Genomic DNA, 19,544 nt, shown 5'->3' on the forward strand with positions numbered 1-19,544 from the left:
GAACCGCGGCCGTCCATCGACCCAGATGAGAGGTGGCGCCCGTGCCGGCTGTCACAGGCTGTCATGCATTGACACAAACAGGGACACACAAGGCTCTCACCATGATCGATTTGCGCAGCGATACCGTAACCCGTCCGACCGCGGCCATGCTCGCGGCCATGTCGGCCGCCGAAGTGGGCGACGATGTCTGGGGGGACGACCCAACCGTGCTGCGTCTGCAGGCAACGGTCGCGGAACGTGCCGGCAAGGAAGCCGGCCTGTTCTTTCCGAGCGGCACGCAAAGCAATCTGGCGGCGTTGATGGCGCATTGCGCGCGCGGCGACGAATACATCGTCGGCCAGTTGGCGCATACCTACAAGTACGAAGGCGGCGGCGCGGCGGTGCTCGGCAGCATCCAGCCGCAGCCGCTTGAGAATGCCGCCGACGGTTCGATTCCGCTCGAGAAGATCGCTGCCGCGATCAAACCGATCGACAACCACTTCGCGCGCACGCGGCTACTGGCGCTGGAAAACACCATCGGCGGCAAGGTGCTGCCGGCGGGTTATGTCGAGGAGACTGTGCAGTTGGCGCGTAAGCATGGCTTGTCGGCTCACCTCGACGGCGCACGGGTCTACAACGCGGCGGTCGCATCGGGCAAGCCGGTCGCAGCGCTATGCGAACCGTTCGATTCGATCTCGATCTGTTTTTCAAAGGGCCTGGGCGCGCCGGTCGGCTCGGTATTGGTCGGCAGTCAGGCGCTGATCGATGTGGCGCATCGCTGGCGCAAGGTGCTGGGCGGCGGGATGCGGCAGGCCGGCATGCTGGCAGCGGCATGCCTGTACGCGCTGGATCACAACGTCGAGCGTCTCGCCGACGATCACGCGAACGCCGCACATCTGGCGGCCGGTCTGGAATCGATCGACCAGGTCAAGGTGCAGTCGATCGCGACCAACATGGTGTTCGCGCATTTTCCGCAGCAGCATTGCGTACCGCTCGAAGCGTGGCTCAAGGAGCGCGGCATCCTCACTCAGATGCTCTACGCGTCGCGCTTCGTCACGCATAAGGATGTGTCGCGTGCGGATATCGATACGTTTATCGCCGCGGTGAAAGGGTATTTCGCCGCGCATTAATCGAAATGCAGGAAGAAGAGACGGGCGCACTGCCACAGCAGTGCGCCCGCTTTGTTTATTTCGCCGACGCTTTCGCGTGCACGCCTGAGCGATGCGAAGGCGCGAACAGCCGCAGTCCGCTCGCAAGGCTCGCCGCGCCGGCAAAGAAGGCGCCGGCGCTGAGCGCGAGTGTGGGGCCATGCCGGCCGGCGATACCGAAGCTCAGCGCGACCAGCGCAGCGCCGGTGGTCTGCCCAAGCAGCCGGGCAGTCGCGACGATGCCGCTGGCGCCGCCGCTGCGCTCGGGCGGCGCGCTCGCCATCAATGCCTTCAGGTTGGGCGACTGGAAGAAGCCGAAGCCCGCGCCGCAAATCGCCATGCGGATGCCGATGTCGAGCACATGCGGATGCACCGGCAACAATGCCAGCGACGCCATCCCCGCCGACATCACCGCAAGGCCGATCGCGCCAAGCAGGCCCGGTGGATAGCGGTCGGACAGACTGCCTGCCAGCGGCGCGGCCAGTGCGACCACCACGGGCCACGGCGTCATCAGAAAGCCGGTCTCGACCTGGCTGCGATGCAGCACGTCTTCGAAGTAGAAAGGCAGCGACACGAACGCCAGCCCTTGCGCGGCGAACGAGCACACCGCAGTCACGGCCGACAACGCAAACACAGGCCGCTTGAACAGATCGACCGGCAGCATCGGTGCGGGGTGACCGGCTTCACGGCGAATCAGTAACACGCCGAACACCACAGCGATCGCGGCCGCACTCAGCACCAGTTGCGTCGAGGCGCGCTGGGCCGCTTCGCCGAGCGCGAAGATCAGCGCGGCGAAGGTGATCACGTTGAGGAGCGCCGCGATTGGGTCGAAGTTGTGCTTGCCGCGCTCGGTGTGCGGCAGCGCGGGCCATGCGAAAGCCAGCGCCAGCAGACCCAACGGCACGTTGACCGCGAACAGCCACGGCCACGCGGCAACGGACAGAATCAGCGAGGCCACCGTCGGTCCGACCGCGAACGACACCCCGACGATCAACGCGTTAGTGCCGAGGCCGCGCCCGAGCCGATGCGGCGGATACAGATAACGGATCAGCGCCGTGTTGACGCTCATGATCGCGCTCGCCCCGAGACCTTGCAGCACGCGCGCGGCGGCCAGCATCGGCAGTGTCGAGGCGAGCGAGCACGCCAGCGACGCCAGCGTGAACAGCGCAATGCCGCCGATATAGATCCTGCGATGCCCGACGATATCGCCGAGTGCGGCGAGCGGCAGTAGTGTCGCGACCATTGCGAGCTGGTAGGCGTTGATGATCCACACGGAGGCCGCGGGCGCAGCGTGCAGATCCGCGGCGATGGCGGGCAGGGCGGTGTTGGCGATCGCGGTGTCGAGTGTGGCGAGCGCGACGGCAAGCATGATCGCGGCCATCGCGCGGCGGTTGGCGGCGCTCATCGGGCCGTCCGCTGGAAGGGTCTGGTCGAGCGTGACGCCGCGGGTGGCGCTGGGTTTGTCGGACAAGGCGTGGCTCGTCGGGTTATGCATGCCGCAGCGCCGGGCGCGTCGGAGGGACAGCGCGGCGGCGTGCCGGCGGCAGGGTTGCGTGGCGTGAAGCGCGGCGCCCGTGTCCAGCGGTCAAGGCGGCGCGCGGCGAATGAAGTGATTGTTACAGAGACGTGGAAATCGTGCTGGGAGGCCGGCAGGGTGGGGCACTCACCTGGATGTCTATAATGCAACTAACGGTCAAGGCCGTCCGGCGTCTTCGAATCGGCACGGCGCCGCGTTGCCACATATCGCTTCGGCATAACGGTTCAGCAGACGAGGCGGCGATTTGACCACGTATTGAACCGATCAACGCATTCATCGGCACGTCACACGTCGAAAAAGATAATCGTGCTGCCTCTCCCATGCAGTCGGCTTGCATTGCCCGCCATCGTTTGCCTGTTTTGCGGGCTGATGCACGCGCCCAGTGCTGCGCACAGGCTGCCTCTGCACCGCGTGCGTGCGGGGAATGCGTGCGAAACGTGTGAAGCCCCGTATGCCGGCGGGCATGGCATGTGCATGAGCACCCGCTCGCGCTCGCCGGTGTCCGCGCGCCGTAAAATGTCGTACTCTGTTTGTTAACCCGCCTGACCGACACGCGCCTCCCGTCCGTCATCTATGCGGTTCGCGTATGTCGCGTCGTTTTTTCCCCGGAGGCCTCGATGACAGCCGTCGATCTGGAATTCGACCAGCTCAACAGTACCGTCGACGCGCTACGGCGCTCAATTTCCAATCGCATGATGTACGGCGTCGGCAAGGACGCCGTCACCGCTCATCCACATGACTGGCTGCACGCCGCAGCGCTCGCCGTGCGCGACCGGCTGGTCGCGCGCTGGATGAAGACCACGCGCCTGCAGTATGAACAGGACGTCAAACGCGTCTACTACCTGTCGATGGAATTCCTGATCGGCCGCACGTTTACGAACGCGTTGCTGGCGCTCGGCATCCACGATCAGATGAAGGAAGCGCTCGCGGATCTCGGCGTCGACATGGACATGCTGGTCAATATCGAGCCGGACGCGGCCCTCGGCAACGGTGGCCTTGGGCGGCTCGCGGCCTGTTTTCTCGATTCGATGGCGACGCTCGGCATTCCAGGTTTCGGCTACGGTATCCGTTACGAATACGGCATGTTCCGTCAGGAGATCGTCGACGGCGAACAGGTCGAAGCGCCGGACTACTGGCTGCGCGCGGGTAATCCGTGGGAGTTTCCGCGGCCCGAAATCAAGTACATGGTGCATTTCGGCGGGCGCACGGTGCAGCGCGGCGAGCATGTGGAGTGGATCGACACCGAGCATGTGAACGCCACCGCGTATGACACCGTCATTCCGGGCTACGCGACGGACGCGACCAATACGCTGCGTCTATGGTCGGCGCGCGCCACCGAAGAACTCGATCTCGGCGCGTTCAATCGTGGCGACTACCGCAACGCGGTCGATACGAAGAACATGTCGGAGAACGTCTCGCGCCTGCTGTATCCGGACGACTCGACGCCGGCCGGCCGCGAACTGCGGCTGCGGCAGGAATACTTCTTCGTCTCGGCGACCATGCAGGATCTGATTCGCCGCTATCAGCGCACGCACAGCACGTTTGGTCGCTTCTCCGAAAAGGTGGCGGTGCATCTGAACGACACGCACCCGGTTCTGGCGATTCCGGAGCTGATGCGCTTGCTGGTGGATGTTCATCATCAGCCGTGGGACAAGGCGTGGCATCACGTCACGAAGATTTTCTCGTACACGAACCACACCTTGATGCCCGAAGCGCTCGAAACGTGGGACGTCGAGATGCTCGCGCGCCTCTTGCCGCGGCATCTGGAGATCATCTTCGAGATCAATGCGGGCTTTCTCAAGCATGTCAGCGAACAATCGGGACATGACGGCGAAATGATCCGCCGCATTTCGCTAGTCGACGAATATGGCCAGCGGCGTGTGCGGATGGCGTACCTGGCGATCGTCGCGAGTCATAAGGTGAATGGTGTATCGAAGCTGCATTCGCAACTGATGACGCGCGATATTTTCGCCGACTTTGCGCGCATCTATCCAGACCGTTTTACTAACGTCACCAACGGCATCACGCCGCGGCGCTGGCTGGCGCAGGCGAGTCCGTCGCTGTCGTCGCTGATCGATCAGCAGATCGGCAAGCAATGGCGCAGGAATCTGTTCGAGCTGGAGCAACTGCGCAATCTGCGCAACGACAGCGCGTTCGTCGACGCCTTTCATGAAGCGAAGCGGCAGAACAAACTGCGGCTCGTGCAGCGGCTTGCGCATCACACCAAACTGCACTTCGACCCTGACGCGTTGTTCGACCTTCAGGTCAAGCGCATTCACGAATACAAGCGGCAGTTGCTGAACGTGTTGCACGTGATCGTGCGCTACAACCAGATTCGCGCGAATCCGGAGCGCGATTGGGTGCCGCGCGTGGTGATGTTCGCCGGCAAGGCTGCGTCCGCGTATCGCATGGCGAAGACGATCATCAAGCTGATTGGCGATGTCAGCGAGAAAGTCAATCACGATCCGTTGATCGGCGATCGCCTCAAGGTGGTGTTCGTGCCGAACTACGGTGTGAGCGTTGCCGAGTTGATCATTCCGGCGGCCGACCTCTCCGAGCAGATTTCAATGGCCGGCACCGAAGCGTCAGGCACAGGCAACATGAAGCTCGCGTTGAATGGCGCGTTGACGATCGGCACGATGGACGGCGCGAACATCGAGATCTGCGACGCAGTGGGGCGCGAGAACATTTTCATTTTCGGCCATACCGCTGATGAAGTGGACAACCTGCGCGCCACCGGCTACCGGCCGCGGCAAGTGTACGAGGAGAATCCGGAACTGCGCATGGCGCTCGACCAGATTCGCACGGGTTACTTCTCACCGGATGATCCGCTGCGCTTTTCGGACATTTTCCACACGCTGGTGGATTGGGGCGATCACTATATGGTGCTTGCCGATTTCGCCGCGTTTGCGAAAGCGCAGGACGAAGTGGATGCGCGTTTTGTCGACAGGCGCGCGTGGACCGAGAGCGCGATTGAGAACGTCGCGGGCATGGGACAGTTTTCGTCAGACCGCACCATCGGCGAATATGCGCGCAACATCTGGCACGTGAATCCGCTCAGTATGGAGTGACGGGGTGGAGTGACGGGGTGGAGTGAGACAAGCACGTTTGTGTATGGCGCTTGCTCAAAAGAAAAAGGCCGTGCGAAATTTTTTGCACGGCCTTTCTTTATTGATCAATGACTATCAAGGGGCGAATCGTTCGCTCTCTTTCGTGGCATACAAACCGAACTGCCCGCGCGGGAAATCGAACAGCACGTCGATGTTCTGCATGGCCATCAAACCGACCACGATGCGGTTAGCGTCCGGCTTCGCCTTGACGATCGTGACTTGTGCCTGCTCGTAACGGTGCACCCACGATCCAGTGCCGATGGCCGTCTCGTAGTTGCCCTGATCGAGCACATTGCCGACATCGCCATCGCCGGTCCAGTTAGGCGCTTTGTCCATTTCGAGGCGGATCATGCCGGTGCTGCCGGTTGCGAACACCAGCGGGGCACAGAAGGTCATTTTGTCGCCCACGTTCACACAGCCTCGCGGCCATTGCGCCGTGCCGTCTTTCGACATTTGCATCGGCACCATCGTGTAGTTCCTGGTAAGGGTGCTCGAGGGGCTCAACACCATGTACGGCTTCGCGAAGTTCGCATGCACCAGATAACGTTGGCCGATGTTGCCGGGTAATGCGCGCAACGGTTGGGTGCAGCAGCTATCGTCCGGTTGCGCGGCGCCGACGCCGACGATGCCGGAAAACGCCCAGCCGAATTCGCCGGTGTAGCCGTCCATCCCGACGCACTTGCGCGCGTTTGGCAGGCAACGTATGACGTCCACTGCTTGCGCGGCGATCGGCGTTGGCGTGGTGCCGGCGAGGCTGAACGGCACCTTCACGGCCGAGCCGAGAATCTCCACGCCGTTCGCAAACGACAACGACGTCACGCCGCCGGCGCTTGCATAGCCCGAACCGGGCAGCACCGACTTCAACACCCGCGTGCCTTGCGTACCCGTGTCGAGCGCCATGTATACCGACTTGCCGTCGATCTGGACCGGCAGACCGAGGCGTGCGTGATCTTCGTCAGCACGCTCCACGTGCAGTGGAATCAGCAGGCCGTCGTTGCCGCCATTGATCAGCGCGGCATTGGGGGCCGGCGGCGTGGGCGTGGGGAAGGTGACGGAGCAGCCGGTCAGCGCGGCGAGCGCGCCGGCTGCAAGCAGTGCCGCTGCGGCTGAGCGACGAAATTGAGAACGAAAATCAGGACCGACATGCCGGCGCGCGGCATCGAGAGACGACAGGAACATAGGATCACGCTTTGCAAAAAGGCGGGTCCCTGGCGAAGGCGATGCATGTGGGCTGCGGGTTGGACAACTCGAACAGCACTGGCGGCAATCTCACTGGATTGCCGCGGCGTGGGCGGGGAAACCGGGACGCTTGCGGGGGCCTGCGGGAGGGAACACGCGATAACAGGAGCGGCGACTCTACACGGCCACCCGCGGGCAATTGCAAAGATGTGTAAAGGTTTGGGAGGCGGCCAGCAAGTTGCCCGTGCAAGCGTTGATCTATGTCAATAGTCGCGCGGACGGCGGATCACGGTGGTTTGCGCGCGGCCAAGCGTGGCGCGGTCGAGAGCGCTAGTCAGCAGGCTGATCACGTCCTCGAGGGTGCGCGAGGTGACTTCGACACGAAAGGTTACGCGCTCGTGTTGCTGGTCGACGGTAACAACGTAGAGGCGCAGATCGTCGCCGAGAGCGGTATGCAACGCGCGCCGCCCTTGTGCCGATGACGTGCCGGGCACGGTAACGTCGATAATCACAAGCGGAACGACGACATGCGTGCGGCGGGGAAGGCGTGATTCGCGCGCTGCGCGCGGGATGGAGACTTCAGACGTTGCAACTGACGTGAGCATCATGATTGCGCCGATTCGGCGAGGCGGCGCGCGTTGTTGACACCCAACCACTCTAACGACGCGCGCCTCAACGAGGTGCAAAAGCTGCCGCGTCGCGAATCAATTTTGTGTTAACGCGCCACGCCTGGCGTGTTGCGGACGGTGGCCGGCCGTTCAGGCCTTGGGCGCCGCAGGGGCTGCCTTCGCCTCGTGCACGGCCGCGGCGACGCGCTCGACGAACTCGCGATCGGTGCTCATGAGCGCTTCACGCAGGCCATTCGCGGTCTGCACCATCAGACGATGCGTGATGTCCTGGGTCGCCCACGTCAGCCAGCCTACGACGATCAGCATCGTGCCGCACACCATGCCGACCGGCGAGCGCAATATCCCGCCGACAATAGCGCCCACGAGCCCAAGCAGCGAGATCGCACGGGGCAGGACTTTGTTCTTCTGCACGGTGACGACTTGCACGTCGACGATGTCACGCAGCGGAAAGACCTGGCCGGCCGACGAGAGTGCGTTACGCGTGACCGACACGCCGCGATCGTTGAAAGGGGTTTCCATCGAGTCCAATGCAAGCGGTAGCAAAGGGCGCAGCGTACCAGATGCGGCGGCAGCGCTGGAAGTGGCGGGGTGAGGAAGACATCTTTACATCCACGCAGAGGCCTGAAAACTGCTTCCCCAAAAGAAAAACGCCCCGCAGGGCGTTTTCCAGAACCTCGGGACAGCGAGGAACTCGCGCTCCTCGCCGACAAGGCAAAACTCGCTTAGAACTTGTGACGGATACCGACGCGGAAGGCCAGTTGGTTGTCCGCACCCGTGCCCGACGTGTTGAAGTAGCTCGTGCTCGAACCGATCTGCGCTTGCAGATCTTGCGTGCCGTTGCGGCCAGCAGCGATCTGATAGATGCCCAGTGCGTAGACGTCCGTGCGCTTGCTCAATGCGTAGTCGACGCTCAGGTCGGCCTGGTTCCAGTGGCCGCGATTCGCATCGCTCAGGTGCATGTACGTGTAGCCTGCGCCTGCCGTCAGTGCCGGCGTGAACGCGTACTTCGCGCCCGCTTCGTATGCCGCGAACGTGGTCGAGCTGCCCGAGATCGGTTGGAAGCGCGTGTTCGTGTACAACGCCCACAGCGTAGCCGCGCCGATCGAGTAACGGCCGCCGACGCCGAACGTGCGCAGATCACGCACGTTGCCCGTCGTCACGTTGGCGATGGCCGTCGAGAATGCCGGGGTAGACTGGCTCGGGTAACGGATGTCCGTGTACGCTGCGCCGACGCCAAACGGGCCGTTCGCGTAGTTCACGCCAAAGCTGTATGCACGCGACGAACCTGCGACCGGTGCTGCGGTCGTGCCGGTTGCCGGTGAGCCGGCGAATGCGCCCGCCTGGTTCGAGAAGCCATACATCGCGCCGAAGGTCAGGCCCGCGAAATTCGCGCTGCTGAACTTGACCGCGTTGTTGATGCGGCTCGACGTCAACTGGTCGACGTCGTTGATGTGGTAAGCGTAGTTACCCGCGACGGTTTGGCCACCCGTCGAGTAGTTGCCGCCCAGGTAATCCGTCGAAAACGAATACTGGCGGCCGAACGTCAGCGAACCGACGTTGTTCTGCGACAGACCGACATACGCTTGACGGCCGAACAGCGCGCCGCCCTGGCCGAGCGTGCCGTTGCCGCTGTTAAAGCCGCTTTCCAACACGAACAGTGCCTTCAGGCCGCCACCGAGGTCTTCGGTGCCGCGCAGGCCCCAACGGCTGCCTTGAGCAACGCCGTCGTCGTACTTGAAGATGTTGTCGTGACCGGTAGTGGTCTTCGAGTTGTTTGCATAGCTGATACCGGCATCGATCAAACCGTACAGCGTGACGCTGCTTTGTGCGTGGGCTGCGGTGGCGAAGACGGCGAGAGTAGCGGCGGTCAATACTTTCTTGTTCAAGACTTTCTCCGATTAAAAATTAAGCGATCGCGACGCCGAGCTCTTTGGTAAGGTCGTGCGATGGCCCGAAATTTAAGGGAATGCAGAGTAAGGTATGTGACAGGTTTGCTTATTTTTGTAATCTGTCGCGCCAGCGCGACACTCACATAGCATTACCAGTTGAAATCAAGCAAGGCACGTCGCGCATAAGCTTTTTCCAGATCGTGCATATAAGCGTGTGAAAAACGATTGGTTTTCGGGGGTATCCGCTGCATGCGAGGATCCGCACCTACCAATCAAAATCGCTTGTGGGGAAACGCATGCAACGTCGGAAAATCATCCAGAATCTGCTCGCTATCGCCGCCGTTTCGCTTACGGCAACGTTTGCGCACGCCGACGACAAACAACTGAAGATCGGTACGATGAGCGGCCCGGACGCACAAATCAGGTCGGTCGTGACCAAAGTGGCGGCGCGCGAAGGGCTGAATGTGAAGGTCATCGAATTCAACGACTACGTGCAGCCGAACGCGGCACTCGATTCGGGCGACCTCGACGCCAACGGCTTCCAGCACCAGCCGTTTCTCGATAGCCAGATCAAGCAGCGTGGCTACAAGATCGTCAACGTCGGCCTGACCTACGTTTCGCCGATGGGCTTCTATTCAAAAAAGCTCAAATCACTCAAGGACTTGCCTGAAGGCGCGAAGGTCGGCATCCAGAACGATCCGTCGAATGGCAACCGCGCGCTGCTGCTGTTGCAGAAGTACGGCGTGATCAAACTGAAGCCGGGCGTCGGCGCGAACGGCATCAATGCAACACCGCTCGACGTCGCCGAAAATCCGAAGAAGATCAAGCTGGTGGAACTCGACGCCGCGCAATTGCCGCGCTCGCTCGACGACCTCGACGCGGCGTCGATCAACACGGACTACGCGGTGAAGGCCGGCTTGCAGCCGACGAAAGACGCGATCGCGATCGAGGACCTCAAAGGTCCGTACGCGAATCTGATAGCCGTGCGTGCGCAGGATCGCGACAAGCCGTGGGTCAAGAAACTGGTCGCGGCGTACGAGTCGGATGAGGTGCGCAAGTACATCGACACGCAGTTCAAAGGCGCGATCATTCCGGCTTTCTGAGCGGATTGATAGGCGGCTTTCCGGCCGCCTTTGAGCAATCCGGTTTTTCGCAACAGATCTGTAAACGCAGAGCGCCCGCTGAAATAGTGGGCGTTCTGCTTTGCAAGCACGGCTTTCGCAGATGAATCCAGGAAAGCGCGGCTTCAGGTGTTCCTTAGTTGCTCAACAACGACCCGCTTCTGAACGCCTTCGCACCGGCAATGCGAGCGAATTCCAGCCCGGCCGTCGCGAAGCGCGTCAAATGCCGCGCATACAGCACACCGGCTACGGTGCTCTTTAGCGTGACGACGCGATCGGTCAACGGATCGACGATATCGGCGATCTCATGGCCGATATCGACCCAGGTACCGACTTCGCTGCGATACACGAGCACGCCGCTGATCGGCGCGACGATCGGCTCGGCGCCGGCCAGAGGCGTGGCGGCGAATTCGAGCGCCGGCAGCGGTGCGGCCGTGCCGTCGATCACGCCACGCGAGGTCAGGTACTCGATGATCGCCTGAGCGTCGTGCTCCGCGTACTCGTACGACACTTCGCGTTGACCGCGCAGCTCGATCGTGACCGAGACCGAGCCGTTCGGAATCGGGAAACGGTCGCCGTAACGGCCGCGCAGATCCGACCAGCAGAAGCTGTGGATTTCGTCGAACGGATTACCCACCGAATTCAGCGCCAGCAGCGACGCCTTGGCGTCCAGATAGCAGGCGAGCGGCTCGACTTCCGGCCACAGGTCCGGGTTCGTGTAGAGGTGCATCGCGGCTTCCCAGTCGCAGTGCAGATCGAGCACGACATCGGCGTCATACGAGAGCTTTTGCAGCGCCAGACGTTGCGATTCGAGTTCGGTTACCGGCTCTTGCGCATCGAGCGCTTCACGCATCGCCGCGCGGATCGCCGTGCGATTGGCGTCGATGCTGTCGGTGAGGCGCGCTTCGATGCCGGGCTGAATCAGCGCCGATAGCTCGTAGAAATTGCGGTTGAAGTTCTGCGCGCTGTTGGTCTCGAAGCGGCCCGTCAGATGGCCGAGAAAGTGCTGATTCAGGCCGATCGGATTGGCCACCGGCACGATCACGACTTCGCCGCGCATCTTGCCGACGGCTTCCAGTGCGGCGAGCTTGCGGCGCAACGCCCACGAAACCAGCATGCCAGGCAACTCGTCGGCATGCAGCGACGACTGGATGTAAATCTTCTGCCCGCCGCCGGGACCATAGTGAAAACTCGTCAGATTACGGGCGGTGCCGAGCGTCGGGGCAATCAGCGGATGGGTTTGGGTTTGCATGGTTTTCAAATCCGCGGGCACCTGGGGCGTGCCGCGCTATGTCGTTGATTACAAGGGGAAAGGGTGTTTAAAGGTCGGTCATTGGCGGGCGGGGTCGCAGCGCCTCTAGCGCACGATCTTAGCCGATATGACGCGGCGCGTGGTCTTATGCGGCGCGGCCCGGCGCGCGCGGCATGCGGGCAGGGCTGTCCGGTTCGATCGCGACCCGGGTGGCGCCGCAAAGCGGCCCCACAAACGAAACGGGCTCCGCGTGATGCGGAGCCCGTTTTCTGCAAACCGGCAAGCGCGCCGTCAGGCGCGCGTGGCTGGCTTAGCCGCCGTACACGTCGAAGTCGAAGTACTTCTTCTCGAGCTTCTTGTACGTACCGTCCTTGATGATGTCGGCAATCGCCTTGTCGACCTTCGCCTTCAGATCGGTGTCTTCCTTGCGCATGCCGATGCCTGCGCCGTTGCCGAGGATCTTCGGATCGTCGAGATCCTTGCCGACGAAGTCGAAGCCCGCGCCGCGCGGCGTCTTCAGGAAGCCGATCTCAGCTTGCACCGCGTCTTGCAGCGCTGCGTCCAGACGGCCCGACAGCAAGTCGGCATAGACCTGGTCCTGGTTCTGATACGGCACAACCTTCGTGCCCTTCGCTTCCCAGTACGTCTTCGCGTAGGTTTCCTGGATGGTGCCTTGCTCGACACCAACCGTCTTGCCCTTGAGCGAATCGGCGGTCGGCAGGATGCCCGAACCCTTCTTCGCGACGAGGCGCGTCGGCGTGTTGAACAGCTTCGACGAGAAGGCGATCTGCTCAGCGCGTTGCGGCGTCATGGACATCGACGACAGCACGCCGTCGAACTTCTTCGCCTTCAGGGCCGGGATCATGCCGTCGAAGTCGTTTTCGACCCACACGCACTTGGCCTTCAGGCGCGCGCAGATTTCATTGCCGAGGTCGATGTCGAAGCCCGCGAGCTTGCCGTCCGAGCCCTTGGACTCAAACGGGGGGTAGCTGGCGTCAACGCCGAAACGGATTGTCGACCAATCTTTAGCGTGTGCGCCAATCGAGACGGTTGCAAGCAGAGCAACCGTCAAAGCCGCTAGCAGTTTTTTCACTGTTTAACTCCTCGGTGTAGTTCGAATACTCCCGTATGCGGTTGTGCCGCTGCGGGACGCCCGGCGCGACTCACGACCGGGCTTGGGTTGAAGCTGCCGGCCGGGGCGGCCAGCAGCGCGCGCCAAGCTTATCAGTTCAAAAAGATTGGGTAGCTAGTGAAACACCGGATAGCGCACGGGAATAGCTTCTAAAGCCTGAACGTGGTGGAGATTCGACGGCGCCGCGATGCGTCTTGCATGGCCTTGGGATGCTACCTGTGCTCGCGTAAAGAAGCCGTAATGAAGTTGGCTAACCGCGGCGCTTTGCCGGCGTGCTTTGCGCCATGCGCTGTGCCGTCAAAACCAGTATTCAGAATGGCGCTATTACCACCAGTTATTGCAGACTATTACGCGACCGCGGTTGTTTCAATTGACTGTCGCCGAGTTAAAGATTTCGCCAGAACAACCGTTAAATACAGATGAGCATATTTGTTAAATGACACCTGACCAATTGTTTTTTCCGATTGAGGCGGGGCCGGAACCAAAAATGCATTGCTTGGCGCTATGATCAACGCTCCGCATGGCTGCCTTTGCAGCGTACGATTGTATCGGTATCTGTCTGAACAAAGTCATCGAGCACTACGCCCGCGATTAAATACCGCGCGTCTGTTTGCGTTCGTCTTAATGACCTTCTGCTAAGCGGTTGTATATGCACATGATTTCGATGGCAGACGAAATGCGCTGTTTCAAACCATCGCGCCGGAGCCGAACTGCAGTCGCAGCGGTACGCGCGAAGTCGCTGCGCGGCCGCGGGTTTTCCGGTTTTTTGACATTACTGATAAACGCCGCTTTCTGCTGTAGCCTTTTGCCTTCAGCACCCGTTGTGGCCGCCGACAACGTTCTGCGTGTGCTGGCATGGCCCGGTTATGCGGACGCCGACGTCGTCAAGACTTTCGAGGCGCGCTACAACGCGAAGGTCGAAGTCACGCTGGTCGATTCCGACGAGGCGCTATGGGCGCAGATGCATGCTCAGGGTACGCCGCAGTTCGATGTGCTCGCCGCGAATACTGCTGAAATCGAGCGCTACACCCGCGCGAATCTGCTGGCGCCGCTCGATCTGGCCAGTTTGCCGAATACGAAAAAACAGTTGCCGCGGTTTCAGGCGCTGTCGGCGATCGAAGGGCTGACCTCGGCAGGCAATGTGTACGCCATTCCATTCACGTACTCGTCGATGGGGCTGATCTATGACCGCAAGCAGATCGCCGTTGCGCCGCGCTCGATGCGCGAATTGTGGAACCCGCGCTACCGCGGCAAGGTTCTCGACTTCAACAGCGCGCAGCATAATTTCTCGTTCACCGCGTTGGCGCTGGGCTATCCCCATCCCTTCCAGCTCGACGCCACGCAGATGCGCGTGATCGCTCACAAGCTCGTCGATCTGCGCCGCAACCTGCTGACCTATTACACGCTGCCTGAAGAAGCGACCGCGTTCTTCATCCAGCACAAAGCTGCCTTGATGTTCGGCAACTACGGCACCCAGCAGGTTGAATCGTTGCGCCGCGCCGGCGCCGACGTGGGCTACGTGATTCCCGACGAAGGGGTGCTCGCCTGGCTGGACTGCTGGTCGATGACGCGTTCCGCCAAGGATCGCCCGCTCGCGCTTGCGTGGATCAACTACATGCTCGAACCGGATGTCAGCGCGTTGCTGACGCAACGCCAGGGACTCGCCAACACGTTGACGGCGCCGGCGGAGAACAGCGACAAGGCGCATATCCTCTGGATCGGCCCGGTGGAAGACATTCAGCGGCGCGAAGACCTGTGGAGCAGAATCGTGTCCGGCGACCGGTCGGAGCGTTTCTGATGATGCGCCCCGGCTTGACATTCAAGTTATCGATTCTGCTTGCGTGCATTGGCGTGCTCGCGTCCGGTGCGACCGGTTATTACACGTATCGTGCTAACCGTACGATGCTCGTGAACGAAGCCGAACACAGCCTGCTGACCTCAACGGAGCTGTTGGGACAGCGCTTTTCCGTGGCGATCGACGATGTTGCCGCAGACGCGCTCGTGCTCGCGAGCTTGCCGTCTTTGGCGGACGTCGCGCAGACCGACAACGGCGTCGGCGCGAATGCGCAGCGCGAACAACTGGCGCAGGTGTATGCCAGCTTCATGGTTCATCACTCCGAGTACTTGCAGATTCGTTTCATTACCCGCAAGCACTACGGACTCGAGCTGATCCGTTTCGACCGCGATGCGGATGGCCTGGTGCGGGTCGAGGGGAACAACCTGCAGGAAAAAGGCCAATTTGCGTATGTGTTCGACACGCTGGCATTCTCGCCCGGACGCATTTACACCTCGCCGATCGCGGTGAACCACGAGTACGGCGCGCATGCGGCCGAGGGCAAACCGACACTGCGGCTCGGCACACCTGTGGCGAACGCGAGTGGCGCAGTGGTGGGCGTCGTGATTATCGATATCGATCTGGCCGGACTGCTCAACCGTTTGCAGAGCGATTTGCCGAGCGACTATCAGGTCTATCTCGCCAACGAATGGGGCGATTTCCTGGTCCATCCGGATGCCTCGAAAACGTTCGGCTTCGACAAGGGTCGCCGCGTTCTGATGCAGGACAGCTTTTCCGCTACCAGGCCGCTCTTCGATCAGTCAAAAAGCGAAGTTCTGCTGAACGGGCTCGTGCGGCCGGGGCAGGCGGCCGGCCGGGTGCTTGCTTTCGTGCGCAGACCGTTCGGCGCATCCGAAGGCAACCGTTTTATCGTGATTGGCCTTGCCAAGCCGCTCGAGGATGTATTGTCCGGCGCCACCCAGCTGGGTAACAGAATCATTCGCATGGTGTTGATCTTCAGCGTGCTGGCGCTGTTCCTCGCGATTCTGTTTGCGCGCGCCCTGACGAAGCCTTTGCACATCCTCGCGTATGCGGCGACACACCTGTTCGCCGAACACACGATGGAAACGCTGCCGCTTAAACGTACCGACGAGATCGGCATACTCGCGCGTTGCTTCGATCGTCTGCGCCGGGAAATCAAGTCGCAAATGGATGTGCTGCATAACAAGCAACGCGAGCTCGTGCATCTCGCCACGCACGACGGGCTGACCGGCCTGCCGAACCGCATGTTGTTCATGCAGAAGCTCGAGACGGCGATCGAGGAAGCGACACGGCGTCAGGAAGGGCTTGCCGTGCTGTTCGTCGACCTCGACCGCTTCAAGCAGATCAATGATCAGTTCGGTCATTCGATTGGTGACAAGGTGCTCGCCGCGGTGGCGAAGCGGCTGAAGAAGGTGCTTTGCACGGCGGATGTTGCCGCGCGCCTCGGCGGCGATGAGTTCATCGTGTTGATCGAGGGGCCGCGCTCCGCGGAGGCCGCGCCGGGCATTGCTTCGCGCATCATGGGGGCATTGAACGAAGAACTAGTGATCGACGGACAAAGCATGACGGTGGGCGCGAGCATCGGCATCAGCCAGTTTCCGGACGATAGCGCCACGGTGGAGGAGTTGCTGCTCCACGCCGATGCGGCGATGTATGCAGCAAAAGCCGGTGGACGGTGTGGCTATCTGCGCTACGAGGATGTGCTGGCGGCGCGCAAGCGAGAACAGGAGCAGGAACAGGCGAGCGAAGGGGCAACGGAAGGCCGTGAGGCGGAGCCGACCGCCTGAAGTGGCGAATTTCATTGCAATGCTGCAATGGCTCCCCGTGCACCGTTTTCGTGAAGCAACTGCAATGCGTGTCGAAGTGTTTTTCTGAACTCGGGAAGGGCGGCCAGATCTGCCGGAAACACTTCACGCACAGACAATAATGCGTCCATCAGCGCCTGCGGCTCGCCTTGCGCGGATGCCGCGAGCGCCTTCAATCTGGTGGCCAGCGGATCGCTGATTTCGTAACGCGTGCCGTTGTCCGTGTGGCCGCGCAAAAACATCATCCATGCCGCTATCGCCAGTGCGAGACGCGTGAACGGTTGACCCGCGCCGATCCGCGCTGCAATCGTGGCGACGAGACGCGGTGGAATCTTCTGGCTGCCATCCATCGCGATCTGCGCGCAGCGATGTTTCAGCGCCGGATTCGCGTAGCGCTCGAGCAGTGCGTCCCGATAGGCGGCCAGGTCGAACGATGCAGGCATGGTTAGCGTCGGAGCGATTTCTTCCGTCATCATCGCGTGAATGAGATTGCGCATGGCGGGGTGAGAGATCGCTGCATCGATCGTCTCGAAGCCGCCGAGCATCGACAGATAGGCCAGCGTCGAGTGCGTGCCGTTCAGCATGCGCAGCTTCGCCAGTTCGAACGGCGTGACGTCCTCGACGAGTTGCGCGCCAACTGCTTCCCATGCGGGACGTCCCCCGGCAAAACGATCTTCAATAACCCACTGCCGGAACGGCTCGCAGGGCACCGGTGCGGCGTCCTCATAAACGATCGCGTGGGCCACGGTGATGCGCTCGGCATCCGTGGTGGCCGGCACGATACGATCGACCATCGTCGATGGAAACGCAACGTGGGCGGTGATCCAGTCGGCCAGCTCGGGATCGCCTTGCCGCGCGAACGAACAGACCACCTGGCGCAGCGCGGCGCCGTTATGGGAAAGGTTGTCGCACGAGAGGACCGTGAACGGTTTGCCGTTCGCACCGTCGCGCCGCTCGCGCAACGCCGCGACGAGGATGCCCGGCACCGTGCGCGGTTCGAGCGGGTTGGCCAGATCGTGTGCAACGGCGGGATCGTCCAGCGCGACCTCGCCGGTTTTCGGGTCGCGGCAGTAGCCTTTTTCCGTGACGGTCAGCGAGACGATCTGTACCAGCGGATCCGCAAGGCGCGCGAACAGGGCGGCGCGATCGTGCGGCATGGCCAGCACTTCGCGCAGCGCACGCACGACCGTCACCTTGGCGCCAAGCGGTCCGCGTTCAACCACGCTATACAAACCTTGCTGCGCCATCAACGCATCGCGCTTGCCGACATCGCCTTGCAGCGTGACGCCGCAAATGCCCCAATCGCCGCCCGCGGCAAGCATGGCCTCCTCTGTATAGATGGCCTGATGTGCGCGATGGAAGTTGCCAATCCCCAGATGAACGATGCCGATGCGCGGCTCTTTCCATTGCGGTGACAACAGATGCGTTTGCAGCGTAGGCAGTGCTTGGCGGGCGAGACGAGGCAAGGTGGCTACAGAAATCATATGACGAATTCCAGATTGCGGAAAGGCTTCGGACCGACGCCGTTCAACGGGAAAACCCTGATTTGACGTGTCGCTATACTTGTATGGTAGCATCGTTAAAACGGTTTGAGACAGGTTGACGAGTGCGATTTTTCACTTCAACCACCGCTCAAAATCGACATGAAAAAACAGCCAGTCGCATGCCGCCGTTGTGGACGGTTCGCGACTGGCCTCTGCAAGGAAGATGTCATGAAGATCGTTCGCGCCGACGTGATCGTCACGTGCCCGGGCCGCAATTTCGTCACATTGAAAATCGTCACGGACGAAGGCGTATACGGCATCGGCGATGCAACGCTGAACGGCCGCGAACTGGCGGTCGCTTCGTATCTGAAAGATCACGTGTGCCCGTTGCTGATCGGGCGCGATCCCGGCCGTATCGAAGACACCTGGCAATACCTCTACAAGGGCGCGTACTGGCGCCGCGGCCCTGTCACGATGTCGGCGATCGCCGCTGTGGATATGGCGCTGTGGGACATTCTCGGCAAAGTGACGGGCATGCCGCTGTACAAGCTGCTCGGCGGCGCCTCGCGAGAAGGGGTGATGGTGTACGGCCACGCCACCGGCCGCGATATTCCCGAAGCGCTCGACCGTTACGCGGAACACATCGAAGCCGGCTATCAGGCCATTCGCATTCAATGCGGCGTGCCGAATATGCGCTCGGTGTACGGCGTGTCGAAAGGTAGCGGCATGTACGAGCCGGCCACCAAGGGCGCGGTCGAGGAGCAGAGCTGGTCGTCGGAAAAGTATCTCGACTTTGTGCCCAAGCTCTTTGAAGCCGTGCGCGACAAATTCGGCTTCGATACGCATTTGCTGCACGACGTCCACCACCGTTTGACACCGATCGAAGCCGCGCGTCTCGGCAAATCGGTCGAGCCGTATCGTCTGTTCTGGATGGAAGACCCAACGCCCGCGGAAAACCAGGCCGGCTTCCGGCTGATTCGCGAGCATACGGTCACGCCGATCGCCGTCGGCGAAGTCTTCAACAGCATCTGGGATTGCAAGCAGTTGATCGAGGAGCAGTTGATCGACTATGTCCGCGCGACCTTGACGCATGCAGGCGGTATTACGCATCTGCGGCGTATTGCGGATTTTGCGTCGCTGTACCAGGTGCGAACCGGTTGCCACGGGCCGTCGGATCTGTCGCCGGTGTGCATGGGCGCGGCGCTGCACTTCGATCTGTGGGTACCGAATTTCGGTGTGCAGGAATACATGGGTTTTCCGCCAGAAGCGCTCGACGTATTCCCGCATGCATGGCGCTTCGAGCGCGGCATGATGCATCCCGGCGAGGCTCCGGGCCACGGCGTCGATATCGATGAAGCAGCGGCCGCGCGGTATCCCTACGATCCCGCCTATCTGCCGGTCGCGCGTCTCGAAGACGGAACGCTGTGGAACTGGTGATCTGATTTCGCTCGACTGAGCCCAAC

At 61.6% G+C, this 19,544-nt stretch carries 14 protein-coding genes; 6 read left to right on the plus strand and 8 right to left on the minus strand.

Going from position 1 to position 19,544, the window contains the following annotated elements:
* The first annotated feature begins 101 nt into the window (after window positions 1–101).
* Window positions 102–1,109 (plus strand): low-specificity L-threonine aldolase, encoded by a 1,008-nt coding sequence (gene ltaE, locus PQQ86_RS24600; RefSeq protein WP_408272828.1) that lies wholly within the window; start codon window positions 102–104, stop codon window positions 1,107–1,109.
* 55 nt (window positions 1,110–1,164) lie between these two features.
* Here the strand turns inward: ltaE and PQQ86_RS24605 are convergent, their stop codons facing one another.
* Entirely contained in the window at window positions 1,165–2,532 is a 1,368-nt protein-coding gene (locus PQQ86_RS24605; RefSeq protein WP_208620658.1) for an MFS transporter, read from the minus strand.
* A gap of 749 nt (window positions 2,533–3,281) precedes the next feature.
* On the opposite strand from PQQ86_RS24605, the gene PQQ86_RS24610 reads away from it, so the two are divergent.
* On the plus strand, window positions 3,282–5,735 hold the full coding sequence (locus PQQ86_RS24610; RefSeq protein ID WP_408272830.1) for a glycogen/starch/alpha-glucan phosphorylase: 2,454 nt from the start codon (window positions 3,282–3,284) through the stop codon (window positions 5,733–5,735).
* Window positions 5,736–5,849: 114 nt separating this feature from the next.
* On the opposite strand, the gene PQQ86_RS24615 is transcribed toward PQQ86_RS24610, so the two are convergent.
* The 4 genes from PQQ86_RS24615 to PQQ86_RS24630 form a co-directional block, all read right to left on the minus strand.
* A complete protein-coding gene (locus tag PQQ86_RS24615) occupies window positions 5,850–6,953 on the minus strand; it encodes a hypothetical protein (RefSeq protein ID WP_408272833.1) in 1,104 nt (367 codons plus the stop codon).
* A 263-nt stretch (window positions 6,954–7,216) separates the two neighbouring features.
* Window positions 7,217–7,561, minus strand: a complete 345-nt coding sequence (locus PQQ86_RS24620) for a hypothetical protein (protein ID WP_408272836.1) — start codon at window positions 7,559–7,561, stop codon at window positions 7,217–7,219.
* 150 nt (window positions 7,562–7,711) lie between these two features.
* Complete coding sequence (locus PQQ86_RS24625; protein WP_408272839.1) at window positions 7,712–8,101, minus strand: DUF6232 family protein; 390 nt, start codon at window positions 8,099–8,101, stop codon at window positions 7,712–7,714.
* A gap of 203 nt (window positions 8,102–8,304) precedes the next feature.
* Window positions 8,305–9,468, minus strand: coding sequence for a porin (locus PQQ86_RS24630; protein WP_408272842.1), 1,164 nt, complete (start codon window positions 9,466–9,468; stop codon window positions 8,305–8,307).
* Window positions 9,469–9,767: 299 nt separating this feature from the next.
* On the opposite strand from PQQ86_RS24630, the gene PQQ86_RS24635 reads away from it, so the two are divergent.
* A complete protein-coding gene (locus PQQ86_RS24635) occupies window positions 9,768–10,574 on the plus strand; it encodes a MetQ/NlpA family ABC transporter substrate-binding protein (RefSeq protein ID WP_408272845.1) in 807 nt (268 codons plus the stop codon).
* 154 nt (window positions 10,575–10,728) lie between these two features.
* On the opposite strand, the gene PQQ86_RS24640 is transcribed toward PQQ86_RS24635, so the two are convergent.
* Both PQQ86_RS24640 and PQQ86_RS24645 read right to left on the minus strand, forming a co-directional pair.
* A complete protein-coding gene (locus PQQ86_RS24640) occupies window positions 10,729–11,844 on the minus strand; it encodes a succinylglutamate desuccinylase/aspartoacylase family protein (RefSeq protein ID WP_408272848.1) in 1,116 nt (371 codons plus the stop codon).
* A gap of 310 nt (window positions 11,845–12,154) precedes the next feature.
* Entirely contained in the window at window positions 12,155–12,937 is a 783-nt protein-coding gene (locus PQQ86_RS24645; protein WP_097395929.1) for an ABC transporter substrate-binding protein, read from the minus strand.
* Window positions 12,938–13,625: 688 nt separating this feature from the next.
* Here PQQ86_RS24645 and PQQ86_RS24650 point away from each other — a divergent pair.
* Window positions 13,626–14,774, plus strand: coding sequence for an ABC transporter substrate-binding protein (locus tag PQQ86_RS24650; protein ID WP_408272852.1), 1,149 nt, complete (start codon window positions 13,626–13,628; stop codon window positions 14,772–14,774).
* Complete coding sequence (locus PQQ86_RS24655; RefSeq protein WP_408272855.1) at window positions 14,774–16,579, plus strand: diguanylate cyclase domain-containing protein; 1,806 nt, start codon at window positions 14,774–14,776, stop codon at window positions 16,577–16,579. Before PQQ86_RS24650 ends, PQQ86_RS24655 begins: the two co-directional genes overlap by 1 nt.
* Before the next feature lie 11 nt (window positions 16,580–16,590).
* On the opposite strand, the gene PQQ86_RS24660 is transcribed toward PQQ86_RS24655, so the two are convergent.
* Window positions 16,591–18,081, minus strand: coding sequence for a mannitol dehydrogenase family protein (locus PQQ86_RS24660; protein ID WP_408272858.1), 1,491 nt, complete (start codon window positions 18,079–18,081; stop codon window positions 16,591–16,593).
* A 228-nt stretch (window positions 18,082–18,309) separates the two neighbouring features.
* On the opposite strand from PQQ86_RS24660, the gene manD reads away from it, so the two are divergent.
* A complete protein-coding gene (gene manD, locus PQQ86_RS24665; RefSeq protein WP_408272861.1) occupies window positions 18,310–19,518 on the plus strand; it encodes a D-mannonate dehydratase ManD in 1,209 nt (402 codons plus the stop codon).
* Window positions 19,519–19,544 lie beyond the last annotated feature (26 nt).

It is taken from the genome of Paraburkholderia sediminicola, assembly GCF_046026675.1.
GTDB classification, from domain to species: domain Bacteria; phylum Pseudomonadota; class Gammaproteobacteria; order Burkholderiales; family Burkholderiaceae; genus Paraburkholderia; species Paraburkholderia sediminicola_F.

Excerpts from the sequence above, each read along its gene's own strand:
- PQQ86_RS24660 (WP_408272858.1), bottom strand. The coding sequence starts at position 18,081 with ATGATTTCTGTAGCCACCTTGCCTCGTCTCGCCCGCCAAGCACTGCCT.
- PQQ86_RS24625 (WP_408272839.1), bottom strand. The coding sequence starts at position 8,101 with ATGGAAACCCCTTTCAACGATCGCGGCGTGTCGGTCACGCGTAACGCA.
- PQQ86_RS24650 (WP_408272852.1), top strand. The coding sequence starts at position 13,626 with ATGCACATGATTTCGATGGCAGACGAAATGCGCTGTTTCAAACCATCG.
- PQQ86_RS24610 (WP_408272830.1), top strand. The coding sequence starts at position 3,282 with ATGACAGCCGTCGATCTGGAATTCGACCAGCTCAACAGTACCGTCGAC.
- PQQ86_RS24620 (WP_408272836.1), bottom strand. The coding sequence starts at position 7,561 with ATGATGCTCACGTCAGTTGCAACGTCTGAAGTCTCCATCCCGCGCGCA.
- PQQ86_RS24605 (WP_208620658.1), bottom strand. The coding sequence starts at position 2,532 with ATGAGCGCCGCCAACCGCCGCGCGATGGCCGCGATCATGCTTGCCGTC.
- ltaE (WP_408272828.1), top strand. The coding sequence starts at position 102 with ATGATCGATTTGCGCAGCGATACCGTAACCCGTCCGACCGCGGCCATG.
- manD (WP_408272861.1), top strand. The coding sequence starts at position 18,310 with ATGAAGATCGTTCGCGCCGACGTGATCGTCACGTGCCCGGGCCGCAAT.
- PQQ86_RS24655 (WP_408272855.1), top strand. The coding sequence starts at position 14,774 with ATGATGCGCCCCGGCTTGACATTCAAGTTATCGATTCTGCTTGCGTGC.
- PQQ86_RS24640 (WP_408272848.1), bottom strand. The coding sequence starts at position 11,844 with ATGCAAACCCAAACCCATCCGCTGATTGCCCCGACGCTCGGCACCGCC.
- PQQ86_RS24615 (WP_408272833.1), bottom strand. The coding sequence starts at position 6,953 with ATGTTCCTGTCGTCTCTCGATGCCGCGCGCCGGCATGTCGGTCCTGAT.
- PQQ86_RS24635 (WP_408272845.1), top strand. The coding sequence starts at position 9,768 with ATGCAACGTCGGAAAATCATCCAGAATCTGCTCGCTATCGCCGCCGTT.